This is a genomic window from Paenibacillus sp. VMFN-D1 (assembly GCF_003386155.1).
GTDB classification, from domain to species: domain Bacteria; phylum Bacillota; class Bacilli; order Paenibacillales; family Paenibacillaceae; genus Paenibacillus_AQ; species Paenibacillus_AQ favisporus.
Window position 1 is genome coordinate 100,040 of record NZ_QRDU01000004.1, and the last position, 18,647, is coordinate 118,686.

Genomic DNA, 18,647 nt, shown 5'->3' on the forward strand with positions numbered 1-18,647 from the left:
AAATAAACTACCCGAGGAAGAAAGGGGCTGGCGTGCCAGCCCCTTTCTCATTTATCGCCGATAGACCCGTTAAGCTGAACCGTACCATAAGTAACGGTAAATGTTTTATAGCATGCTTGATTTACATAGAATTTGTTAGCCTTTGGACAACTTGTCCCTCTTCCGTATCCGTGGGAGGACTTTGCAGGAGGGAGATGTGCTTAATTAAGTGCACTTTTAGTGTATTTCGAAGCTGGTCGCTGGATATCCTAGGCATGGGTTCCCAATAGACCATAAAAGGAATGAGTTTTGTGAAAACAGATCAATCACAATTAACCGCAGCGGAGATGGGAAAACTTTGGGCAACGTACGTTGGAAATACGATGGGAAAATGCGTGCTTAGTTACTATCTCCAGCATGTGAACGATAAAGAAATTAAAGGAATTTTACAATTTGCCCTGGGGTTATGTGAAGATTATATACAGGATATCGAAGCCATTTTTAAAAAAGCGGACTTTCCCATACCCGTCGGGTTTACGAAGGACGACGTAAATCTGGAAGCACCCCGGCTGTATGAAGATGAATTTTATCTTCATTACTTACAGTATCTGGGCAAAGCCGGAATGAGTATTTATAGCGTGGCTATTCCTTTAGTAACGAGGAAGGATATCCGGGATTTTTTTGTCAAGACCCTTCATGATACGAGCCAATTAATGGTTCAGGTCAATGATGTTTTGCTTTCCAAAAATGCATCAATAAATCCACCTGTCATTCCTCCTCCCGAAGGAGTTGATTTTATTACCAAACAGAGTTTTCTAAATGTATTTTTTGGAAACGGGAGACCGCTGCAAGGCTTGGAAATTGCCCATTTATACGGGAACATGAACAACGACATCACAAGTAAAGCGATTATTACTGGCTTTGTCCAGGTGGCAAAGAGTGAAAAAGTCAGACAATATTTAGACCGTGGAAAGAATCTTAACGAAAAACATATTGATCTGATGTCGGATAAATTGTCCAAAGACGGTTTGCCGTCTCCTTCACTCATTGATCATTTGGTCAGACCATCAACGGAGTCCCCTTTCTCAGACAAACTGATGGTTTATCATAAAATCGATATGTTTGCCATGAAGATCAGGGAATACGCCAATGGTGCCTCACTAAGTGCAAGAAAAGATGTAGCCGCCTTATTTGCAAAATGCCAGTTGGAAGTATCGTTATATGTAGAGGATGGTGCCAATATTATGATTGACCATGGCTGGCTGGAGCAACCTCCAGAAGCTATAGACCGAGATGAGTTACAAGCGGGACATTAAAAGCTTGATCTAGAAGCTGTTTTGGGTACAATAGTTGAATCGAGTGAGCTATAGGTATAGGAAGGGCCATCCTTTACAGGATGGCCTTTAAGCTTGCGGTTACAAACAGTCCGGTGATCCGTATCCCAGGTACGGCGAAAATGACCGCTAATGGAGTACTCACTGATAGATAACCTCTTTTAAAATCTCTTCCGTTGTGCGAATCCGCCCCATCCTCGGGAAAATGACATCCCGTACATGCTCATGCTCAGCCTTCGTGAACCCGGTCATGGCGTCAATCGCGAAAACGATATCATATCCGTGCTGAAATGCCTCTCTGGCGGTTGTATCCACACCGATCCCTGAGGCTATGCCGCAGATGACGATCGTATCAATGTTCCGGCGGCGTAACTGGAGATCAAGGTCTGTTCCATGGAAGGCCCCCCATTGCTTTTTAGAGATGATATGATCCGTTTCAGTTACGCCGAGTTCGGGAACAAATTCGTCCCAGCCCTCGACCAGATTTAGTGTGGGAGGTGCGGCATCCAGCTTAGGGCTAAGCATATCTTTGAAGTCCTTACTGGACACATGCACAAGTGCCACGAAAGCTCCATGGCTACGGAAAAGCTGGGTCAGCTTGGCTGCATTGGCAATGACCATTTCGGCGGAATAGGGGGCATACTGCGGACCTATCCATTTTTGGAGATCGATGACGACCAGAGCTGTTCTGTTCCAATCGATGAACGGTTCTCTTTGCCAACTATGCGTATGATTGTCATGAAGTTGGTTCATAGGAAATCCTCCGCTAATCTTGTAATGTAATGATGACGGAATCAGTATATATTAGGCCGTGGTGATTAACGAGAGAGTGGATTATCCTAGGAGTGATTCTCCTAGAATACATAGATTTTATGAAGATATGTGAAGGATTTTGACGCAAAGTGCTGAATATTTAAACGGGATGTTTGTTTCTACCAGTCTATGTAAACAATATTTAGAAGACTAACAGGATCGTCAGTCACCTTGTGAAATATAGATTTCTGGAAATTTAGAGAAAACGAGGGATGGAAATGTCGTATATCGTTGATTTTCAAAATGTATCTACGGTTGGTTTGGAATCTTCACCTGTCGCCGAAGCGCTTGCAGGGTTGCGCGCAAATGAAGCCCGTTACTTTATGAACAAGTACAAGCATGAATTTACGGTTGTGCCCGCCAGCGAAAGCCAGGAGACCCTGGATTATGTGAACCGGATTTTGAAGGAAGAACGGGATATTGAGTTTGCGGCCAAACCTTTGGAAACATCGCGTTTTCAAGTGGAAAATATCCAAATTGCCTACGTTTTTTATGAGGATGGACTCGCACTCAATGTCATGTATACCGTGGATGACCCGAAGAAACGGGCCGTCGGTTTCAAGCTTTCGGAAGGGATGGAGGTACCGCAAGAGCTGGAAGGGAAGTTTAAGTTTGCGAGGCAGAAGTCCAAGCTGGCCGGAACGATTCGGGGCTCGTTTTTTGTCATTAAAGGGGAATATTAAGCTATGTGACAGGCGGGGCAGACCATGCTCTCCTGTCCTTTATCTTTTAAAGAACGCCAGCCTATGTTCCTCTGCTCTCGCGATCCTACTCCTCGACGGCAATGCCGGCAGCTCTCAAATGTCCATAGGTCACGATGTTACTGAACTGGGAAGATACCTCAGCCGCGGACAGGGGCCGGTCGTTTTTGATCCACCAAATCACGATCCCCATGAAAGCCGATACGAGGTATTCAAGCAGCAATTCTTTAGATACCGCTAACGGCGAATCCCCCTGCGCAGGATTCCACCCCTCATCCAGTTTGCCTTTGATGATCGCCTCCATTTTTGCTCGAAACGGATAGATTCTGTTCTCCTCCACCAACATGGCATAGTACAAAGTAATACTCCCCGAAATGTGTTCCAGAACGGCTTGCATGACGGTCTCCAGTCTGGCCAGACGGAAAGGGTTCATATGGAATGGGCAAAGCACGACGGTCTGCTGCAATTCGCTCAACAGCTCGTCCATACATGTATCTAATAAATCCGGCTTGTTCTGGTAGTGAAGATAAAAAGTGTTTCGATTGATCATTGCCCGGTCGGCAATATCCTGGATCGTGATCGCTTCGTATCCTTTTTCCTGAATCAGCTCATAAAATGCCTTTCGGATCGATTGTTTCGTGCGCACAATTCTTAGATCGGTCTTCTTTTTGTTCATGGATTCGCTCTCCTGCAAAAAATTTAAGACGTTAAGCGACAAATCTGTGCGAAATGCCTCTTATCCTGCAAAACTCAAAATATTGAATATTGAGGGTGCTATGGTTCCTTATTATAATGAACACAAGATAAATAAACAACATCGTGTTCATTATTTATCTGATGACGATAAATGGTGCGAGATCAGGACCGGTCCATCAAGCGCAAACGTTCATTTTAACTTTCGGTATCAAAGGGAGGATATTTCGATGACATTCAACGATCATAATGAGCTTGTTCTTAAGGCAACCGCTGTGCTGGAAAGCTTGGAGAGCGGCAGCCCCGAAGCGATTACGGCTTACGTTCATCCGGATAAATATATTCAGCACAACCAAGCCTTACCTGATGGCCGTGATGCCATGCTAGGTGCGCTGGCTCATTTAAAGGAAAACGGTACGAAGGTCAGCATTAAACGTGCTTTGGTCGACGGGGATTTTGTAGTCCTCCATTCCGTATATGAATTCTTCGGTCCTAAGATCGGGATTGATATTTTCCGTTTTGAAAATGGGCTTATCGTCGAGCATTGGGACAATTTGCAGGAGATGGTGGGGAAGACGACAAGCGGCCATACGATGATTGACGGACCGGTCACGGTTCAGGATATCGACAAGACGGATGCGAACAAAGGGCTTGTCCAAAGCTATGTGGAGAACATTTTGTTTGGGAAAAATCCGGAGCTGCTGAACTCCTATTTTGACGGGGATCGCTACATTCAGCATAGTCCGCATATTGGGGATGGCCTTTCGGGACTTCATGAGGCACTCAAGGCGCTATCGGCGAGAAATATTGAATTTCAATATACTCAGCTCCATCAGGTCATTGGCCAAGGCGATTTTGTGCTTACGGTAAGTGAAGGTTTGTTTGATGGCCAGCCTACGGCTTTTTACGATTTGTTCCGTGTGGAGAACGGAAAGATTGCTGAGCATTGGGACGTGGTTGAGGCTATCCTGCCAGAAGAAAAGCGAAAAAACTCGAACAGCCGGTTTTGAGGCTTGAGGGAAGTTAATAGAGAGGCATCGCCGGATCATTGCGGCGGTGTCTTTTTGTGCTGCGCTTATTTCCGGAAAAGTGACCCCTCGCAGCATTTAGCCAAATAAAAAAGCCCTCACGGAAGAACAATACGATGTAGATTTGCACTTGACACCATCGTGTCGGTGATATAGCATTAATCCTAATAATTAAACTACGTTGAAAAGGAATAGTACGGTTTTCTAAGCGAACAGAGAGCTGTTGGCCGGTGTGAAACAGCCGTGGAGAAAATTGGAACTCACCTTGGAGTTGCTCGCTGAAACAGTAAAGTAGGTGGAGCCGGAGCCTGACCGTTATCATCAGGAGGATCCAGGTTTGTCTGTTTATGCAAACCGTATCCGTAGAGTGCATGCCGGCGTTGGCATGAATTCGGAGTGGTACCGCGTAAGATGTTAAAGTCTTTCGTCTCTGTAGTGAGATGAAAGGCTTTTTTTGCGCCTCCGATCTTTGGCAGATTAGCATAGGAATCGACGAAAGGAAGGGTATCCATGAAAAATGTAAACAAATACGACAGAGGATATTTTATGCCGCCGGAGACCAGCCTGAACTGGACCCGGAAGGAATATATTACGGAGGCGCCGATTTGGTGCAGCGTTGACCTTCGCGACGGCAATCAGGCGTTGATCGTTCCGATGAATCTGGAGGAAAAGCTGGAATACTTCAAGCTGCTTGTGGATATCGGATTTAAGGAGATCGAGGTCGGATTTCCTGCAGCTTCGGAAACGGAATTTGCCTTTTTGCGCACGTTGATCGAGCAGGATTTGATCCCGGACGACGTGACGATCCAGGTGCTGACCCAGTCGAGAGAGCACATCATCCGGAAAACGTTCGAATCGCTGAAGGGCGCGAAAAAAGCCGTCGTTCATCTGTACAACTCCACCTCCGTGGCGCAGCGGGAGCAGGTATTCCGCAAATCCAAGGAAGAGATTATCGATATCGCTGTGAGCGGCGCCAAGCTGCTGAAGGAATGCGCGGCCGAGACGGAAGGGAACTTCCAGTTCCAGTATTCGCCGGAGAGCTTCACCGGCACGGAGATCGAGTTTGCGCTGGACATCTGCAACAGTGTGCTTGATGTATGGCAGCCGACGGCAGAGAATCCGGTGATCATCAATCTTCCGGCAACGGTATCCATGTCGATGCCTCACGTCTACGCCAGCCAGATCGAGTATATGAGCGAGCATCTGAACTTCCGGGAGCATGTCATTCTGTCGGTTCATCCGCATAATGACAGAGGCACGGGCGTGGCGGACGCCGAGCTTGGCATGCTGGCCGGAGCTCAGCGCGTCGAAGGGACATTGTTCGGAAACGGGGAACGGACGGGGAATGTGGACATTGTGACGCTGGCGCTCAACATGTACTCCCACGGGGTCGATCCGAAGCTGAATTTTGAGAACATTCCGGCGATTGCCTCCGTGTATGAACGGTTGACTAAAATGAGAGTGGGCGAAAGACATCCTTACGGAGGCGAGCTCGTATTCACCGCATTCTCCGGTTCGCACCAGGATGCCATTGCCAAAGGAATGAAGTGGCGCGAGGAAAAGGATCCGCAGCATTGGTCGGTCCCTTATCTGCTGATTGATCCGATGGACATCGGCAGGGAATACGAAGGCGACATTATCCGCATCAACAGCCAGTCCGGCAAAGGCGGAATCGGATACGTGCTGCAGCTGAAGTACGGACTTGATCTCCCGGCGAAAATGCGCGAAAACTTCGGATACTTCGTTAAAAACGTATCGGATCAGCAGCAGAAGGAACTGATGCCTGAGGAGATCTACGCTATTTTCTTGAAGGAATACGTGAATATCCAAACGCCTGTCGAGTTTGTGAAATACCGCATGACGGACAACGAGGATTTCCAAACGATCGTCACGATTCGTACCGGCAACGAAGTCAAGGAAATCGCCGGCAACGGAAACGGCAGACTCGATGCGATCAGCAATGCACTGCAAACTGAACTTGGGCTGGATTATTCCGATCTGGTCTATACGGAGCATGCCCTGGAAATAGGCTCGAAATCCCAAGCGGTGTCTTACATCGGAATCACGGCTTCCAACGGCAGTGTATATTGGGGATGCGGCATTGACGTTGATATTATGACTTCGTCGGTAAAAGCGCTCTTTAGTGCCGTGAATCAGTTTAGCCGCAATACCAACTGATTGGTTCCGGCTAAGAACGAAATTCGAACATTTTCGTCCCCACCTAAAGAGGATGAGAGTACTCTCACACATATGAAAAGGAGCTGCCGCGGGCAGCTCCTTTTCTGTTTATTCGCCCATAGACACCTTAGAGTGGGGTTAGGGCTTACAGAAAGTAGAAGGCCCCTTCACCCCGTTTGGGTGATGGGTCTGTTCTTTACTGATCGATGTACTCATCTGTTTCACGAATAGCATGAACAAACGTGGTCAGGGCGGCGGGGTTTTACCAGACGAAGACCTTGTCTTCTCCGCCAACCTAGTAATCGACTCGATGTCTTGTTCGGTTAATTGATCAAAGAAATGCCTGCGTATGGCCCTGGAGGCGATGGGACGGGCATCTTCCAGCACGGATTTGCCGGCGGGAGTGATGATGACTTGAACGCCACGATCCGTGCTCAGCGGCTTCCTCCTCACGAGTCCACGTTTCTCCATCCGCGTCAAATGATGTGACAATCGGCTCTTATCCCAGTCCATCGAGTCGGCTAATTCCTGCTGGCGAAGGCTGCCGTCCCCAAACAGGTCTAACCGGTCCAAAACACCATAATCACCTTCCGATAGCCCGGTCTGTTCGGATATTTCTTTGATGACGCGGCCGAAGATGGTCTGGAAGGAGCCCTTCCACATATGCCATATTCGCATTTCTTCTTCATTCAGCTCGTTCTTATCCATAGAAACATCATAACACGGTTGACGCATCAACCACAACATGTTACAGTAGATACCAGGTTGACGTATCAACCGCATGGGATCACACATGAAAGGGTTGACGTGCAACCAAGTTTTTTACCCTTTAGGTTGACGTATCAACCCGGAGATCCATTCTGGATATGAAGTTGGCGCATCAGCCTGGAGCATTTACAAATACCCATACTTCAATGTACGAAAGGAGATTTTTAGATGCAGGATAAACCCGTCGCCCTGGTTACCGGGGCCAACAAAGGAATCGGCCTTCAAATTGCCAAAGATCTCGCGGCACACGGCTTTACCGTACTCGTCGGGTCGCGCAGCCTTAAGAATGGGGAGGAGGCAGCCAAAAGTGTAGGACCGGACGCACGCGCCCTCCAGCTCGACGTCACGAATCAGGCCTCCATCGACGCCGCGGCAGAGCGTATCCGCCGAGAGCTCGGCCGTCTCGACGTGCTCGTGAACAATGCCGGCATCTCGCATGCGGGCAATCCGGACCGGCCGCTGGAGGAGATCGCGGAATCGTGCCGGCCCAGCGTCGCTTCTCTTGACGAGGTACGTGCGGTTTTCGAGACGAACGTGTTTGGCGTTATCGCGGTCACCCAAGCGATGCTGCCGCTCCTGCGTAAGGCGCCGGCGGCTCGCATCGTCAACGTATCCAGCGAAGCGGGGTCGTTGACGCTCAACGCCGACCCGGCCAATCCGCATCGCCCGATGTTCGGTGCCGTGTACAGCCCGTCGAAGACCGCCCTCAACGCCGTGACGCTTGCTTTCGCCATCGAACTCGAGTCGGCGGGCATCAAGGTCAACGCAGCCTGCCCGGGCTTTACCGGGACGGACCTCAACAACTTCGCGGGCACGCGCACCGTCGAACAGGGGGCACGCGAACCCGTGCGCCTGGCGCTCCTCGATGAGAACGGTCCGACAGGCACGTTTTCGAACGAGGACGGCCCACTCCCATGGTAATGCAAACTCGAGTAGTATGATCCAACCCAATCTCTCTCAATGAAAGGAACTTTAATTATGGAAATCAACGTTAATACACCTGCTCCAATCATCTCGGTAAAACCGGTAGTGCTGCCCGTCCCGGAACGGGGTGAGGATCTGCAAGTACGGGTGTCTGCGCCCATAACGGGACATGATCTGCCCATTATCGTTTTCTCGCACGGCTTTGGCTCGTCGATGGACGGCTATGCTCCCTTGGTGGACTTCTGGGCCGCACACGGCTTCGTGGTTATTCAACCCACCCACCTCGACTCGAGAACGCTGAATCTTCCACCTGAAGATTCCCGAACACCGCTGATCTGGCGCATTCGGGTCGATGACCTGAAGCGCATTCTCGACCAGCTTGATCTTATTGAAGCTGCGGTTCCCGGCCTCAGCGGACGTCTTGATCGGAGCCGCATTGCCGCTGCCGGACACTCCTGGGGAGGCCAGACGGTGAGCACGCTGCTCGGCGCCCGTGTCCTTGATGCCGACGGCAAGCCGGGTGAGGATATGTCCGACCCGCGGATCAAGGCGGGATTGCTCCTTGCCACGACGGGCAAGGGCGGAGCCGACTTGAGCCCATTCGCGGCCGAGCACTTCCCCTTCATGAATCCGAGCTTCGCGGACATGAATACACCGACCCTCGTGGTCGCGGGGGATCAGGATCAGTCCCGGCTGTCCACACGGGGGCCCGACTGGTTTGCCGACCCGTACTTCCTGAGCCCGGGCAGCAAGAGTCTGCTCACCCTTTTCGGGGGAGAACATTCGCTGGGCGGAATTCCCGGGTACAACGTCACGGAGACGACGGACGAGAACCCCGAACGGGTCGCCCTGCTCCAGCGGGTCACATGGGCTTATCTGCGCAGCGCGCTCGGCATCGACGATTCCAGCTGGGCGGCAGCCCGCGCGGCTTTGGAAGAAGGGGCCAACCCGCTGGGCCGTATCGAGTCGAAGTAAGGGCCGGACGGGCGTAGCGGCCTGACGCCATGGAGGTGCCGCGCGCCCGACTGCAGATTTCATTTGAAGTTCGGTGCCGGGACAACTTTCCAAGAAGATAGTTAGAACAAGCGATATCACAAAGGCCATCCTAAAAAGGGTGGCCTTTAAACTTGCCGCTATAGGCGGGGTTGTGATTATTTTGTGGGTACTCGCATGTTCCTGCGCCTCACAACGGCAAATAGACGCTAAATACCGTGCCTGTGCCAACCGTGCTTTGCACATCAATCCAGCCTCGATGAGCGAGGATGTTTTGCCTTGCAATCGCAAGCCCGAGGCCGGTTCCGCCGCTTGGACGAGCACGGGAATGGTCCGCCCGATAGAACCGGTCGAAGATATGAGGCAAATCCTCTTCGGAAATGCCGGCTCCGCTGTCTTCGATCCGAATTCGGGCATAGGACCCCTCTCGGTCCGGCAGGCGTACCGTTTCCACCCGTAGGCGGATCTGTCCGCCAGGGGGCGTATAGTAAACGGCATTCGTCAGGATGTTGTACAGCGCCTGAAGAATACGGCCTTTTTCCACTGAAACGGATATCATCTCTTCCTCAGCGTGCAAGGACAGATCGATTTGCTTATCCTCCACCATAAACTTGGTCTTCGAAGCTAAATCCCCCACGAGCGCAACCAAGTTCTCCGTCCGCGGATGCAGCTCCGTCATGCCGGCTTCCAGCCTGGACAAATCCAGCACCTCATGAACCAGACGCGACAGCCGCAGCACCTCATCGTGAATCGAGGCCTGCTTGGCGGCAGAGAGGGAAGCTCCCGTCTCGTGGGCCAGCTCCAACTCTCCCTGGATGATCATCAGCGGGGTTTTGAGCTCATGGGCGACGTCGGACATCAGCTGCTTGCGGGTGCGCTCCGCGTCGGCCAGCGATTCGTTCATTTCGCGAAGGGCCCTGGAAATCGCACCAAACTCATCTTTTCTATGTTCGGGAAAAATGGGTGCTGCATTCCCCTTTTTGATGCTCTCAATCCCGCCGATGATTTTGCGTATGGGGCTTGTGAGCCTCCACGACAACAGGAAAAGGGTCAGCAGCGCCGCGACGCCGGTGAACAGCAGCGATGCCAGCCCGATATTGGGCAGCATGCCGTACCACATCGTTTTGAACCCGTAGATTTTGAACTGGCGGTCATTCATCACATACAGTCTTCCGATTCGCTGGTCCCCTACGTTAAGCGGCACCAAGTAGCCGTCGCTTCGAAGCTCGTCCGCACTCAGCTCTCCTTGCTGATACAGGATCTTTCCCCCAGCGGATAATGCGATTTCCGCAAAGGCTGCGGCCGATTCAAACCTCGCACTGCCGACATTGTCCCAGGAATCACCGTGATGGATATAAAATTGCTCGAATTCACTTTTTAGGGAATCAAAGGGTTTCTTATCCTGAAGATACACAATGTCGCGGGATATATAAAACTGCACATGCGTGACCCCTAGCAGAAAAAGCAGGATAAACACGATCAGAACGCCCATCGACAGCATCAGCTTGGTTCTAATTTTCATGTTCCGCTCCGAAACGGTATCCGAAACCGTAAACGGTTTGAATATAGTCGGAGCCCCGGCTGCCGCCCTCGATCTTCTTGCGGAGCTTGCTGATATGCGAATCAACCGTCCGCTCATCGATGATAAACTCCTCCTCGAACGCGTGCTGCAGCAGCTGCATTCGGCTGTACACCCGTCCGGGCTTGGATGCCAGGAGGTGCAGAAGCTTGAATTCGGTTGGGGTAAGATGCAGCTCCTCATCCCCCTTAAATACCTGAAGGCTGTCCTCGTGGATCGCAAGCTCGCCTCTTCGCAGGATCTGGGCGGGACCGTTTTGGCCGGTTCTATTCATGCGTCTCAACAAGGAGCGGATGCGTGCGGAGAGTTCTCTTAGGCTGAAAGGTTTTGTCAGGTAATCGTCTGCACCCATTTCGAGGCCCACGATTTTGTCGGTTTCCTCGGATTTGGCTGTGACCATGATGATGCCGGGGGACCCGATTTGTCTAAGCTGCCGGCATATGTCCAGCCCGTTCATTTGGGGAAGCATCCAGTCCAGAATCACGATATCCGGTTGATGTTTGGTATAGAGCTGCAAGGCGGTCGAACCGTCCATTGCGGTTAGGCATTCGTATCCTTCGGCTTGAAGAAACGATTCCATGAGGGATGCGATTTTGACTTCATCATCTACGATCAGCACCTTGATTCTCATTCCCACACTCCCTGACATGATCATTCATTTTTACCTCTTTATAGAATATGGGCAGCCCCCACAATGTGTAAATAGATTCACCACAAGTTCGCAACATTTCGCAGGTAATATAGCTAACATAGAAGCCGCTAAGGGAGGATTTGCCCATGAGTTACAAATTGCCGGTCAAGAAAAAGCAGGCGATCATCATCATCCACGTGCTGTCGGTCGTTTGCTGGCTCGGCGGAGCGTTGGTCATGCTGCTGTTCGGCATGTATATGCTGAAGGCGGAGAACGGGGACCAGCTGTATTACACATTGGAAAATATGCATTTGATCGATATCGTGTTCATCCGGTACACCGCTCTTGTCACGGTGATCACTGGGATTGCCTTGTCCGTTTGGACCAATTGGGGGCTGTTCAAATATTATTGGATCGTGATCAAGCTGGCCTTGACCCTATTGTTGATTGTGTTCGGCATTGTGTACATGGAGGACTGGTTGTCCCAAATCGTTCGCACTGCGGATCAGGCCCGACTTCTTGCGCTCAGCGACGCTGCCTTTCTGAATACAAGTTACTCGCTGATTGGAGGAGCCCTGGCTAATATTATATCGCTCGTCTTCATGACGGCCATTTCGTATTTCAAACCTTTCGGCAAAATCAACACAAAAGCCCATCCATCAAAACCGCGGGCGGCAGCTTCACGAAACATTCGGTCTTAAGGAGAGGAAAACTATGTTCGTAACGATAACCAGCATTCTGCTTACCGGCGGGATGACTCTGTTCTGGGGAGTCGCCGGCATGACGGCCGCATGCCTTCCGTACGCACGGACCAACCGCAGCCTGAAACATAAGAGGACCTTTGTGCTGTGGGCAGCAGGGAGCGCGATGCTGCTGAGCGCCGTTTGGTATGCAGCGATCGCCCTCCAATTCGTCAACGGCGGCTGGCCATTTATAGAAGGTACGGTCAAAATGCTTGTACCCTTGACGCTGATCCCCCAGTCGTATTTGGCGGTAAGGGTTCTGCCTAATCTAAAAAGCTTGCGGGATTCCGGCGGGAATCCCCCGGGGCAGAAGGCACTGCGCACGGTGGCCCACCCTTCGGTCATGCTGTCCTTTTTGGCGGCGGTGCTCGCATCGGGGATTTCCGCTTTCAGTACCTTTTTCGCCCAGCCGGTTCTGCCCAGTCTGTTCCAGATCGCTTCCCGCTTTTTGCTGGTTGTGCTCTTACTGCTTGTGCCTGCGTTATTCGCATATCGAAGTTACTTAAAGGTGAACAGAGGGGAAAAGCTAGAGCGCGGGATCTTTGTCAGACTGCTAAAATTCGCATCTGCCGGTGTACTCACCTTCGTCGTCGCCATTGCTATCCTTGTATCCAATGTACTGGTCGGGGTGAATGCCTCGAAGCTGCCGGAAGCGTCCGACATGATGAATCATGACCGGATAGACGAAGGGGGCGGCGCGGCTACCCTGATGTCGATGTCCGGTGGCCCCGATCATCAGCAGCAGCACGCTCATCATGCATCAGGTTCGGCCGGGTCGGATCAAATCGAAGCAGCCGCTCTGACGGGCGATATTTCGGCCCCCGCCGACAAAACATTCGAGCTGGTCGCACAGCGCAAGAAGATGACGCTGGCCTCTGGAGCCGTGATCGATGCCTGGACCTATAACGGTGAAATTGCCCCCGAGCTCAGATTACTGCAAGGAGACATGGTCGAAGTGAAGCTGATCAACCAGGATGTGGATAGCGGGGTAACCATCCATTGGCATGGTTATAACGTTCCAAATGCGATGGACGGCGTGCCCGGGATGACCCAAAATGTCGTCAAACCAGGGCAATCATTCACATACAAGTTCCGGGCCGAGCAAGAGGGGACATACTGGTTCCATTCCCATCAACAGGCATCGGAGCAAGTCGCCAAGGGGCTGTTCGGCACGCTGATCGTGGAGCCTAAAGAGGAAACAGAAACCTTCGATGAGCAGTTTACTGTGATCAATCATCGCTGGATGACCGACCGAGGGCACATCAATGCCTTTGGCAATGAAGATGGTCTGCAATGGAAGCAGGTGCAGCCTGGGGAGACGGTCAAGCTGAGAATGATCAACACGCATAACCTTTCTCAGAAGTACCTTCTGCAGGGGGCTGATTTTCGCGTCACCAGCATTGACGGGATGAAGATCCAGGATCCGCAGCCCTTGTCCGATCAAACCGCGCTTCGGCTGGGATCGGGTGGCAGATACGACGTGGCCTTTACGATGCCGAACCATCCGGTCTTCCTGAAACTCGGCAATGCCAAGGACGACAGCAATCCGGGCATCGTTTTTTATTCAGGGGTGAAGCCGGAGAAACCGGTCTTTCGTAAGGAAACCACACTATTTGATCCGTCCAATTACGGCCAGCCCGTCGTGAACGAGGTTACGAGTACCGTGAAATTTGACCGGGAATTCCAGATGATCCTTGGCAACACAATAGGCTTTTACAACGGTACATTCCATTTTCTGTGGACGATCAACGGGGAAGTGTACCCCCGGATTCCGACCCTCGTCGTCAAAGAAGGAGATAAAGTGAAAACGACGTTCGTAAACAAAAGTTTGGGGGAGCACCCGATGCACCTGCACGGGCATCATATGACGGTCCTGAAGAAAAACGGCGAGAAGGTGAAAACGCCTTGGCTGACCGATACGCTAAACGTCATGCCCGGCGAATCGTATGAAGTGGCCTTTGTCGCGGACAATCCGGGCATGTGGATGGACCACTGCCATAATCTGGACCATGCGGCGACCGGCATGATTCTGCATCTCATGTACGACAATGTCCGGTCATCGTACGAAGTAGGGACAAGATCCGGGAACCTGCCGGATTAGTGCAAAATGGCGTCATTTTCGGTGGGATACTAAAACACATCAACATGACGCCTGCCTTATCCCGCAAACATCCACTCCGTTAATCGCGAGTTTTATGTTAAGGGAAGAACTGATATGATAAAAGAAAGTATTGCTGATGCAGACATAGGTTGTGAGATTGCGATACACTGTAAACAGGAGGGATTTAAATGATATCTAACCGGAGCGCCCAGATTGGTCCGCCGCGTTTCGCCACTGCCGTACATGCCCTGATCTTGCTTGCCAAATGCGAAGGAACGCTTAACAGTGCGGCCATTGCCTGCGATGTCCAAACACATGCCACATTCCTCCGCAGAGTATTAGCGCAGCTCACGCATAACGGAATGGTTGAAGCGAGAGAGGGACGGAATGGGGGTTACTATCTGAAGCGCCGTCCGGATGAAATTACGCTGGCGGATATATATTTGGCTGTAAAATCGGATTGCTGCGAACCAGAGGTTAAAGAGGACTGCACTTCGGGCCGACAAAAGCTTGAAGCAATTATGGGAGAAGTGCAGAATCAGACGGTTGAATTGCTCAAGCAGCATACGTTAGCCGATTTGATGCAATAATAATTACCGGATTGCAATGTGAGCCGAAACGTTATATACTGTGTTCATGTTAGTTGCAGTTGGTGGCCCGACTGCATTTTATTTTAAGATATACTGTGCCTTTACTGAGCACAGTAATTCGAGGAGGAGAGAAGCATGTCCGTTTCACAATTGTCACAAACCGTGGAGCAGCAGCCATTTTTCAACGTTATTCAGGAACGGCGGTCCGTCCGCAGCTATGATCCCGAAGTGAAAATTTCGCGGGAGGAAATGAACGAAATCCTGCAGCAAGCTGCGCTGGCTCCTTCAGCCGCCAATCTGCAGCCGTGGCGATTCCTCGTCATCGACTCGCAGGAGCTGAAGCAAAAACTGTTTCCGATTGCCTTCAATCAGCAGCAGGTGATCGAGGCTTCGGCTGTCATTGCGGTACTCGGAGATTTGGAGGGCTATAAACTGGCCGAGAAGATTTACGGAATGGCGGTCGATGCGGGTTACATGCCGGCAGAGACGGCTAAATCGTTTGTGGAACGCTATCAAACGATGTTCGCGAGCATGCCTTCAGAGACTGTTCTCCAGAAAATATCTATTGATGGTGGATTGGTATCCATGCAGCTTATGCTAGTCGCCCGTGCCAAAGGATATGATACGGTTCCGATGGGCGGCTTTGATCATGCTAAATTTGCAGAAGCGTTCGATATTCCAGAGAGATACGCTCCTATTATGCTTATCGCCATCGGCAAGGCGGCAAATCCCGGACACCCGACGTTAAGACTGCCGATTGAGGATGTCGCTTTCTACAACGAAATGCCCAAGGCATAATATCATCATTCAAGCATGAAAAAAACACCCAAGGATATGAACGGTATCTCAGCGGTTTGGACGATACCGTTCCATCAGCATATTAAAGGCGAAACCACTCCTGATCATGGAGTGGTTTTTTAGCGGAATTTACATTCGTGCGCCGGGAGCAGATTCGTTACGGAAAGCCTGGCGGCCGATCAGGCCGACTCCCAGCGCCAGCAAGGTTAGGACTGCTGCTAACAAGTATAGGTTCACAATGCCGAGCCATTCGGCAAGGGCAGCCATAACGAGCAGCGAAATACAGAACACCAGATTCAGCAAGGAGGCTTGGGCGGACAGCACTTTGGGCAGCACCCCTTTGTCAACGCTGCGCTGAATCAAGGTGCGGCGGTTGATTACCGAGAGCTCGGCGAATGGTCCCATCAGCAGGACGAGAATGAGCGCGATAAAGGGCTGGGTGTTGAGGGCGTATATGGCGGTGAGGATGCCATACCCCGCCATGCCGATCAGCATGGCGGCCAGAAGGCTGCTGCCGATGGCACGTGAAATGGCCAGAACCAGCAGTCCGCCGCCGACTGTCCCCGCAAAATAAGCCGCATTAATGAAGCCCCACCACTCTTCGCCTTGGCCAAGTGCCGTCTGAACGAAGGCCAGCGTAAAAGCGCCGACCCATACCGAACCGCCCAGCATGTCGATGATGTCCATGAAGGTCAGCAGCCGCAGGCGCGGCATTTGCCAGATGATTTTCCAGCCCTCGGTCAAGGTGTGCCATCTGGAAGCTGGAGCCGCTGCTAAGCTGTCGTCAGGCGCTGCGTCGGTCGGCTGCTGTTCAAGATGGGCTTCCGCCGGCTCCTTGACGCCCAGCGTAAAAGCCGCTGCCAGCCCGTAGACGACGGCCGTCACCAACAGTGTTGGACTGGGTCCAAGCAAGGCGACAATAACGCCGCTGAGCCCCCAGCCGGCAAACTGTACCACCTGATCGCTGACGCTGATCAAGCTGTTGGCCTTGAGCAAGCCCTGCTCATGTGCGACGAGCCGCGGAACAAGCGCGTTGCGGGCGGGAACCGTCCAGCCGTCCAGGAAGGACATCGCGAAGACCAGCGCAAACACCAGAACAAACACAGCGTCCTTTCCGGTAAGCTGCAGGTAAACGGCCAAGCCTACGAACAGCAGAAACTGACCCGTCTGCGAGAGGAGCAGCAGGGCTGGAAGTTTGAAGCGGTTCAACAGCAGCGGCGCGATCAGGCCGCTCAGCATTTGGGCTCCGCTGCGCATCAGCGGCATAAACGCCGCCGATATGAGTGATTCGGTCTGGTTTAACACCAGCACCGTAAGTGCCATAATGTAGAGCACATCCGCGGCGTTTGCCGCCGTCTGGGTGGTCCACAGGAAATAGAAAGGCCGGGTTAAGAAGGATGATTTCATGGCGGTCATAGTCTCCATTCCTACGTGCATGATGCAAAAAGCTTGTAACAAGATTAAGGATACGGGAACTTGAAGTTTTTTACAATGAAGGAAAGACACCTAAGAGGGCAAGCACAGAGGCCTCCTGGAAAAAGAAAATTAGCTATAGCTAATAGCTATAACAGGCTATAACCTTTTAGTAGAACGTTATACCCAAGGGGATATGCTATAGTGATTTTAATATTATTTTCCGAGGAGATTAGCCGATGAGCACACAAACCAAACCTACAAAACGAACCGTTACTCCGTTTCGATATGATATCGTCGGCAGCTTTTTGCGACCCCAAGCGTTGAAAGAAGCCAGAGCCCAATTTAAGAACGGTGAAATCACCGCTGAGCAGCTGAGAGAAGTAGAGAGCGCCGAGATCATCAAGCTCGTGCAGAAGCAAAAAGAAGTAGGGCTTCAAGCAGTCACCGACGGCGAATTCCGCCGTTCCTGGTGGCATCTGGACTTCTTCTGGGGCTTGGATGGCGTAGAGCGGACCATTGTTGATCAAGGCTACCAATTTAACGGTGCGCAGTCCAGACCCGAAACCGCCCGCCTGACCGGTAAAGTGGGTTACAGCAGCCATCCGTTTGTATCGCATTATGCGTTTTTAAAAGAGGTTGCAGGTGAAGACGTGGTTGCGCGTCAATCCATTCCTGCGGCTGCCCAGTTTCTGTTCGAGCTGGACCGGGCAGAAAATCAGGAGAGCACGCAAGCCATCTATCCGAATCGGGAAGAGCTTGTTACGGATATTGCCAAAGCCTACAAAGCAGCGATCCTTGCACTCTATGAAGCCGGCTGCCGCAGCCTCCAAATCGACGATTGCACGTGGGGAGCGCTTTGCGACGAACAGTTTATGGCGTTTATGAAGCAGGCCGGCGTCAACGTGGCAGAATATGCGAATGAATTTGCAAGATTGAATGAGGAAGTGGTATCGGGTCTTCCGGAAGACCTCGTCGTCACCACGCATGTATGCCGCGGTAATTATGTATCGACTTATGCCGGAGTTGGAGGAGGCTACGAGCCGATCGCGCAAACGCTCCTGGGTATCGATAACTACTCTGGCTATTATTTGGAGTTCGATACCGAGCGGGCAGGCGATTTTAAGCCGCTTCGCTTCCTGAAGGACAATCAGCAGGTCGTGCTGGGCCTGTTCTCTTCGAAATTTGGTGAGCTGGAAAATAAGGCAGATATCCTGAAGCGGATTGAGGAAGCGACGCAATACGTCGACCTGAACCGGATTTGCCTGAGTCCGCAGTGCGGCTTCGCCTCCACGGAAGAGGGCAACCACCTGACCGAGGAGCAGCAATGGCGCAAGCTTGCTTTTATTAAAGAAATCGCGGAAGAGATCTGGAAGTAATC

Annotated in this window: 17 protein-coding genes and 1 other annotated feature; of the genes, 11 read left to right on the forward strand and 6 right to left on the reverse strand. The window is 51.5% G+C overall.

Annotated features, from left to right (window positions below; genetic code table 11):
• Positions 1-281: 281 nt before the first annotated feature.
• The gene (locus C7820_RS24330) at positions 282-1,295 is read left to right on the forward strand and encodes a DUF3231 family protein (RefSeq protein WP_116233231.1); all 1,014 of its coding nucleotides are present in this window, start codon (positions 282-284) and stop codon (positions 1,293-1,295) included.
• Between the two features lie 159 nt (positions 1,296-1,454).
• Here C7820_RS24330 and C7820_RS24335 read toward each other — a convergent pair whose 3' ends face one another.
• Positions 1,455-2,066, reverse strand: coding sequence for an isochorismatase family protein (locus C7820_RS24335; protein ID WP_116233232.1), 612 nt, complete (start codon positions 2,064-2,066; stop codon positions 1,455-1,457).
• Between the two features lie 278 nt (positions 2,067-2,344).
• Here C7820_RS24335 and C7820_RS24340 point away from each other — a divergent pair, with 278 nt between their 5' ends.
• Entirely contained in the window at positions 2,345-2,809 is a 465-nt protein-coding gene (locus tag C7820_RS24340; RefSeq protein ID WP_105445572.1) for a phage tail protein, read from the forward strand.
• 85 nt (positions 2,810-2,894) lie between these two features.
• On the opposite strand, the gene C7820_RS24345 is transcribed toward C7820_RS24340, so the two are convergent.
• The gene (locus tag C7820_RS24345) at positions 2,895-3,503 is read right to left on the reverse strand and encodes a TetR/AcrR family transcriptional regulator (RefSeq protein WP_116233233.1); all 609 of its coding nucleotides are present in this window, start codon (positions 3,501-3,503) and stop codon (positions 2,895-2,897) included.
• Between the two features lie 247 nt (positions 3,504-3,750).
• On the opposite strand from C7820_RS24345, the gene C7820_RS24350 reads away from it, so the two are divergent.
• Both C7820_RS24350 and leuA read left to right on the forward strand, forming a co-directional pair.
• Positions 3,751-4,530, forward strand: coding sequence for a nuclear transport factor 2 family protein (locus C7820_RS24350; protein WP_116233234.1), 780 nt, complete (start codon positions 3,751-3,753; stop codon positions 4,528-4,530).
• A gap of 190 nt (positions 4,531-4,720) precedes the next feature.
• Positions 4,721-4,983, forward strand: a binding site (T-box leader).
• Positions 4,984-5,058: 75 nt separating this feature from the next.
• Positions 5,059-6,726 carry a 2-isopropylmalate synthase gene (gene leuA / locus C7820_RS24355; RefSeq protein WP_116233235.1) on the forward strand — a complete coding sequence of 556 codons (1,668 nt, stop codon included), beginning with the start codon at positions 5,059-5,061 and terminating at the stop codon, positions 6,724-6,726.
• A 246-nt stretch (positions 6,727-6,972) separates the two neighbouring features.
• Here leuA and C7820_RS24360 read toward each other — a convergent pair whose 3' ends face one another.
• Positions 6,973-7,434 carry a MarR family winged helix-turn-helix transcriptional regulator gene (locus C7820_RS24360; RefSeq protein WP_116233236.1) on the reverse strand — a complete coding sequence of 154 codons (462 nt, stop codon included), beginning with the start codon at positions 7,432-7,434 and terminating at the stop codon, positions 6,973-6,975.
• A 228-nt stretch (positions 7,435-7,662) separates the two neighbouring features.
• Between C7820_RS24360 and C7820_RS24365 the strand changes: the two genes are divergently transcribed.
• Together C7820_RS24365 and C7820_RS24370 are read left to right on the forward strand one after the other, a co-directional pair.
• On the forward strand, positions 7,663-8,415 hold the full coding sequence (locus tag C7820_RS24365; protein ID WP_116233237.1) for an SDR family oxidoreductase: 753 nt from the start codon (positions 7,663-7,665) through the stop codon (positions 8,413-8,415).
• A 57-nt stretch (positions 8,416-8,472) separates the two neighbouring features.
• The gene (locus C7820_RS24370) at positions 8,473-9,393 is read left to right on the forward strand and encodes an alpha/beta hydrolase family protein (protein WP_116233238.1); all 921 of its coding nucleotides are present in this window, start codon (positions 8,473-8,475) and stop codon (positions 9,391-9,393) included.
• A 208-nt stretch (positions 9,394-9,601) separates the two neighbouring features.
• On the opposite strand, the gene C7820_RS24375 is transcribed toward C7820_RS24370, so the two are convergent.
• Together C7820_RS24375 and C7820_RS24380 are read right to left on the reverse strand one after the other, a co-directional pair.
• Entirely contained in the window at positions 9,602-10,933 is a 1,332-nt protein-coding gene (locus C7820_RS24375; protein WP_116233239.1) for a sensor histidine kinase, read from the reverse strand.
• On the reverse strand, positions 10,923-11,621 hold the full coding sequence (locus C7820_RS24380; RefSeq protein ID WP_116233240.1) for a response regulator transcription factor: 699 nt from the start codon (positions 11,619-11,621) through the stop codon (positions 10,923-10,925). Before C7820_RS24380 ends, C7820_RS24375 begins: the two co-directional genes overlap by 11 nt.
• A 146-nt stretch (positions 11,622-11,767) precedes the next feature.
• On the opposite strand from C7820_RS24380, the gene C7820_RS24385 reads away from it, so the two are divergent.
• The 4 genes from C7820_RS24385 to C7820_RS24400 all read left to right on the forward strand — a co-directional run bounded on the left by C7820_RS24385 (position 11,768) and on the right by C7820_RS24400 (position 15,853).
• Entirely contained in the window at positions 11,768-12,322 is a 555-nt protein-coding gene (locus C7820_RS24385) for a DUF2269 family protein (protein ID WP_116233241.1), read from the forward strand.
• 13 nt (positions 12,323-12,335) lie between these two features.
• The gene (locus tag C7820_RS24390; protein ID WP_116233242.1) at positions 12,336-14,465 is read left to right on the forward strand and encodes a multicopper oxidase family protein; all 2,130 of its coding nucleotides are present in this window, start codon (positions 12,336-12,338) and stop codon (positions 14,463-14,465) included.
• A gap of 188 nt (positions 14,466-14,653) precedes the next feature.
• Complete coding sequence (locus C7820_RS24395) at positions 14,654-15,055, forward strand: RrF2 family transcriptional regulator (RefSeq protein ID WP_116233243.1); 402 nt, start codon at positions 14,654-14,656, stop codon at positions 15,053-15,055.
• A 135-nt stretch (positions 15,056-15,190) separates the two neighbouring features.
• On the forward strand, positions 15,191-15,853 hold the full coding sequence (locus tag C7820_RS24400) for a nitroreductase family protein (protein WP_116233244.1): 663 nt from the start codon (positions 15,191-15,193) through the stop codon (positions 15,851-15,853).
• Positions 15,854-15,982: 129 nt separating this feature from the next.
• Here the strand turns inward: C7820_RS24400 and C7820_RS24405 are convergent, their stop codons facing one another.
• Complete coding sequence (locus C7820_RS24405) at positions 15,983-17,260, reverse strand: MFS transporter (protein WP_116233541.1); 1,278 nt, start codon at positions 17,258-17,260, stop codon at positions 15,983-15,985.
• Positions 17,261-17,505: 245 nt separating this feature from the next.
• On the opposite strand from C7820_RS24405, the gene C7820_RS24410 reads away from it, so the two are divergent.
• A complete protein-coding gene (locus C7820_RS24410) occupies positions 17,506-18,645 on the forward strand; it encodes a 5-methyltetrahydropteroyltriglutamate--homocysteine S-methyltransferase (RefSeq protein ID WP_116233245.1) in 1,140 nt (379 codons plus the stop codon).
• The last annotated feature ends 2 nt before the right edge of the window (positions 18,646-18,647 follow it).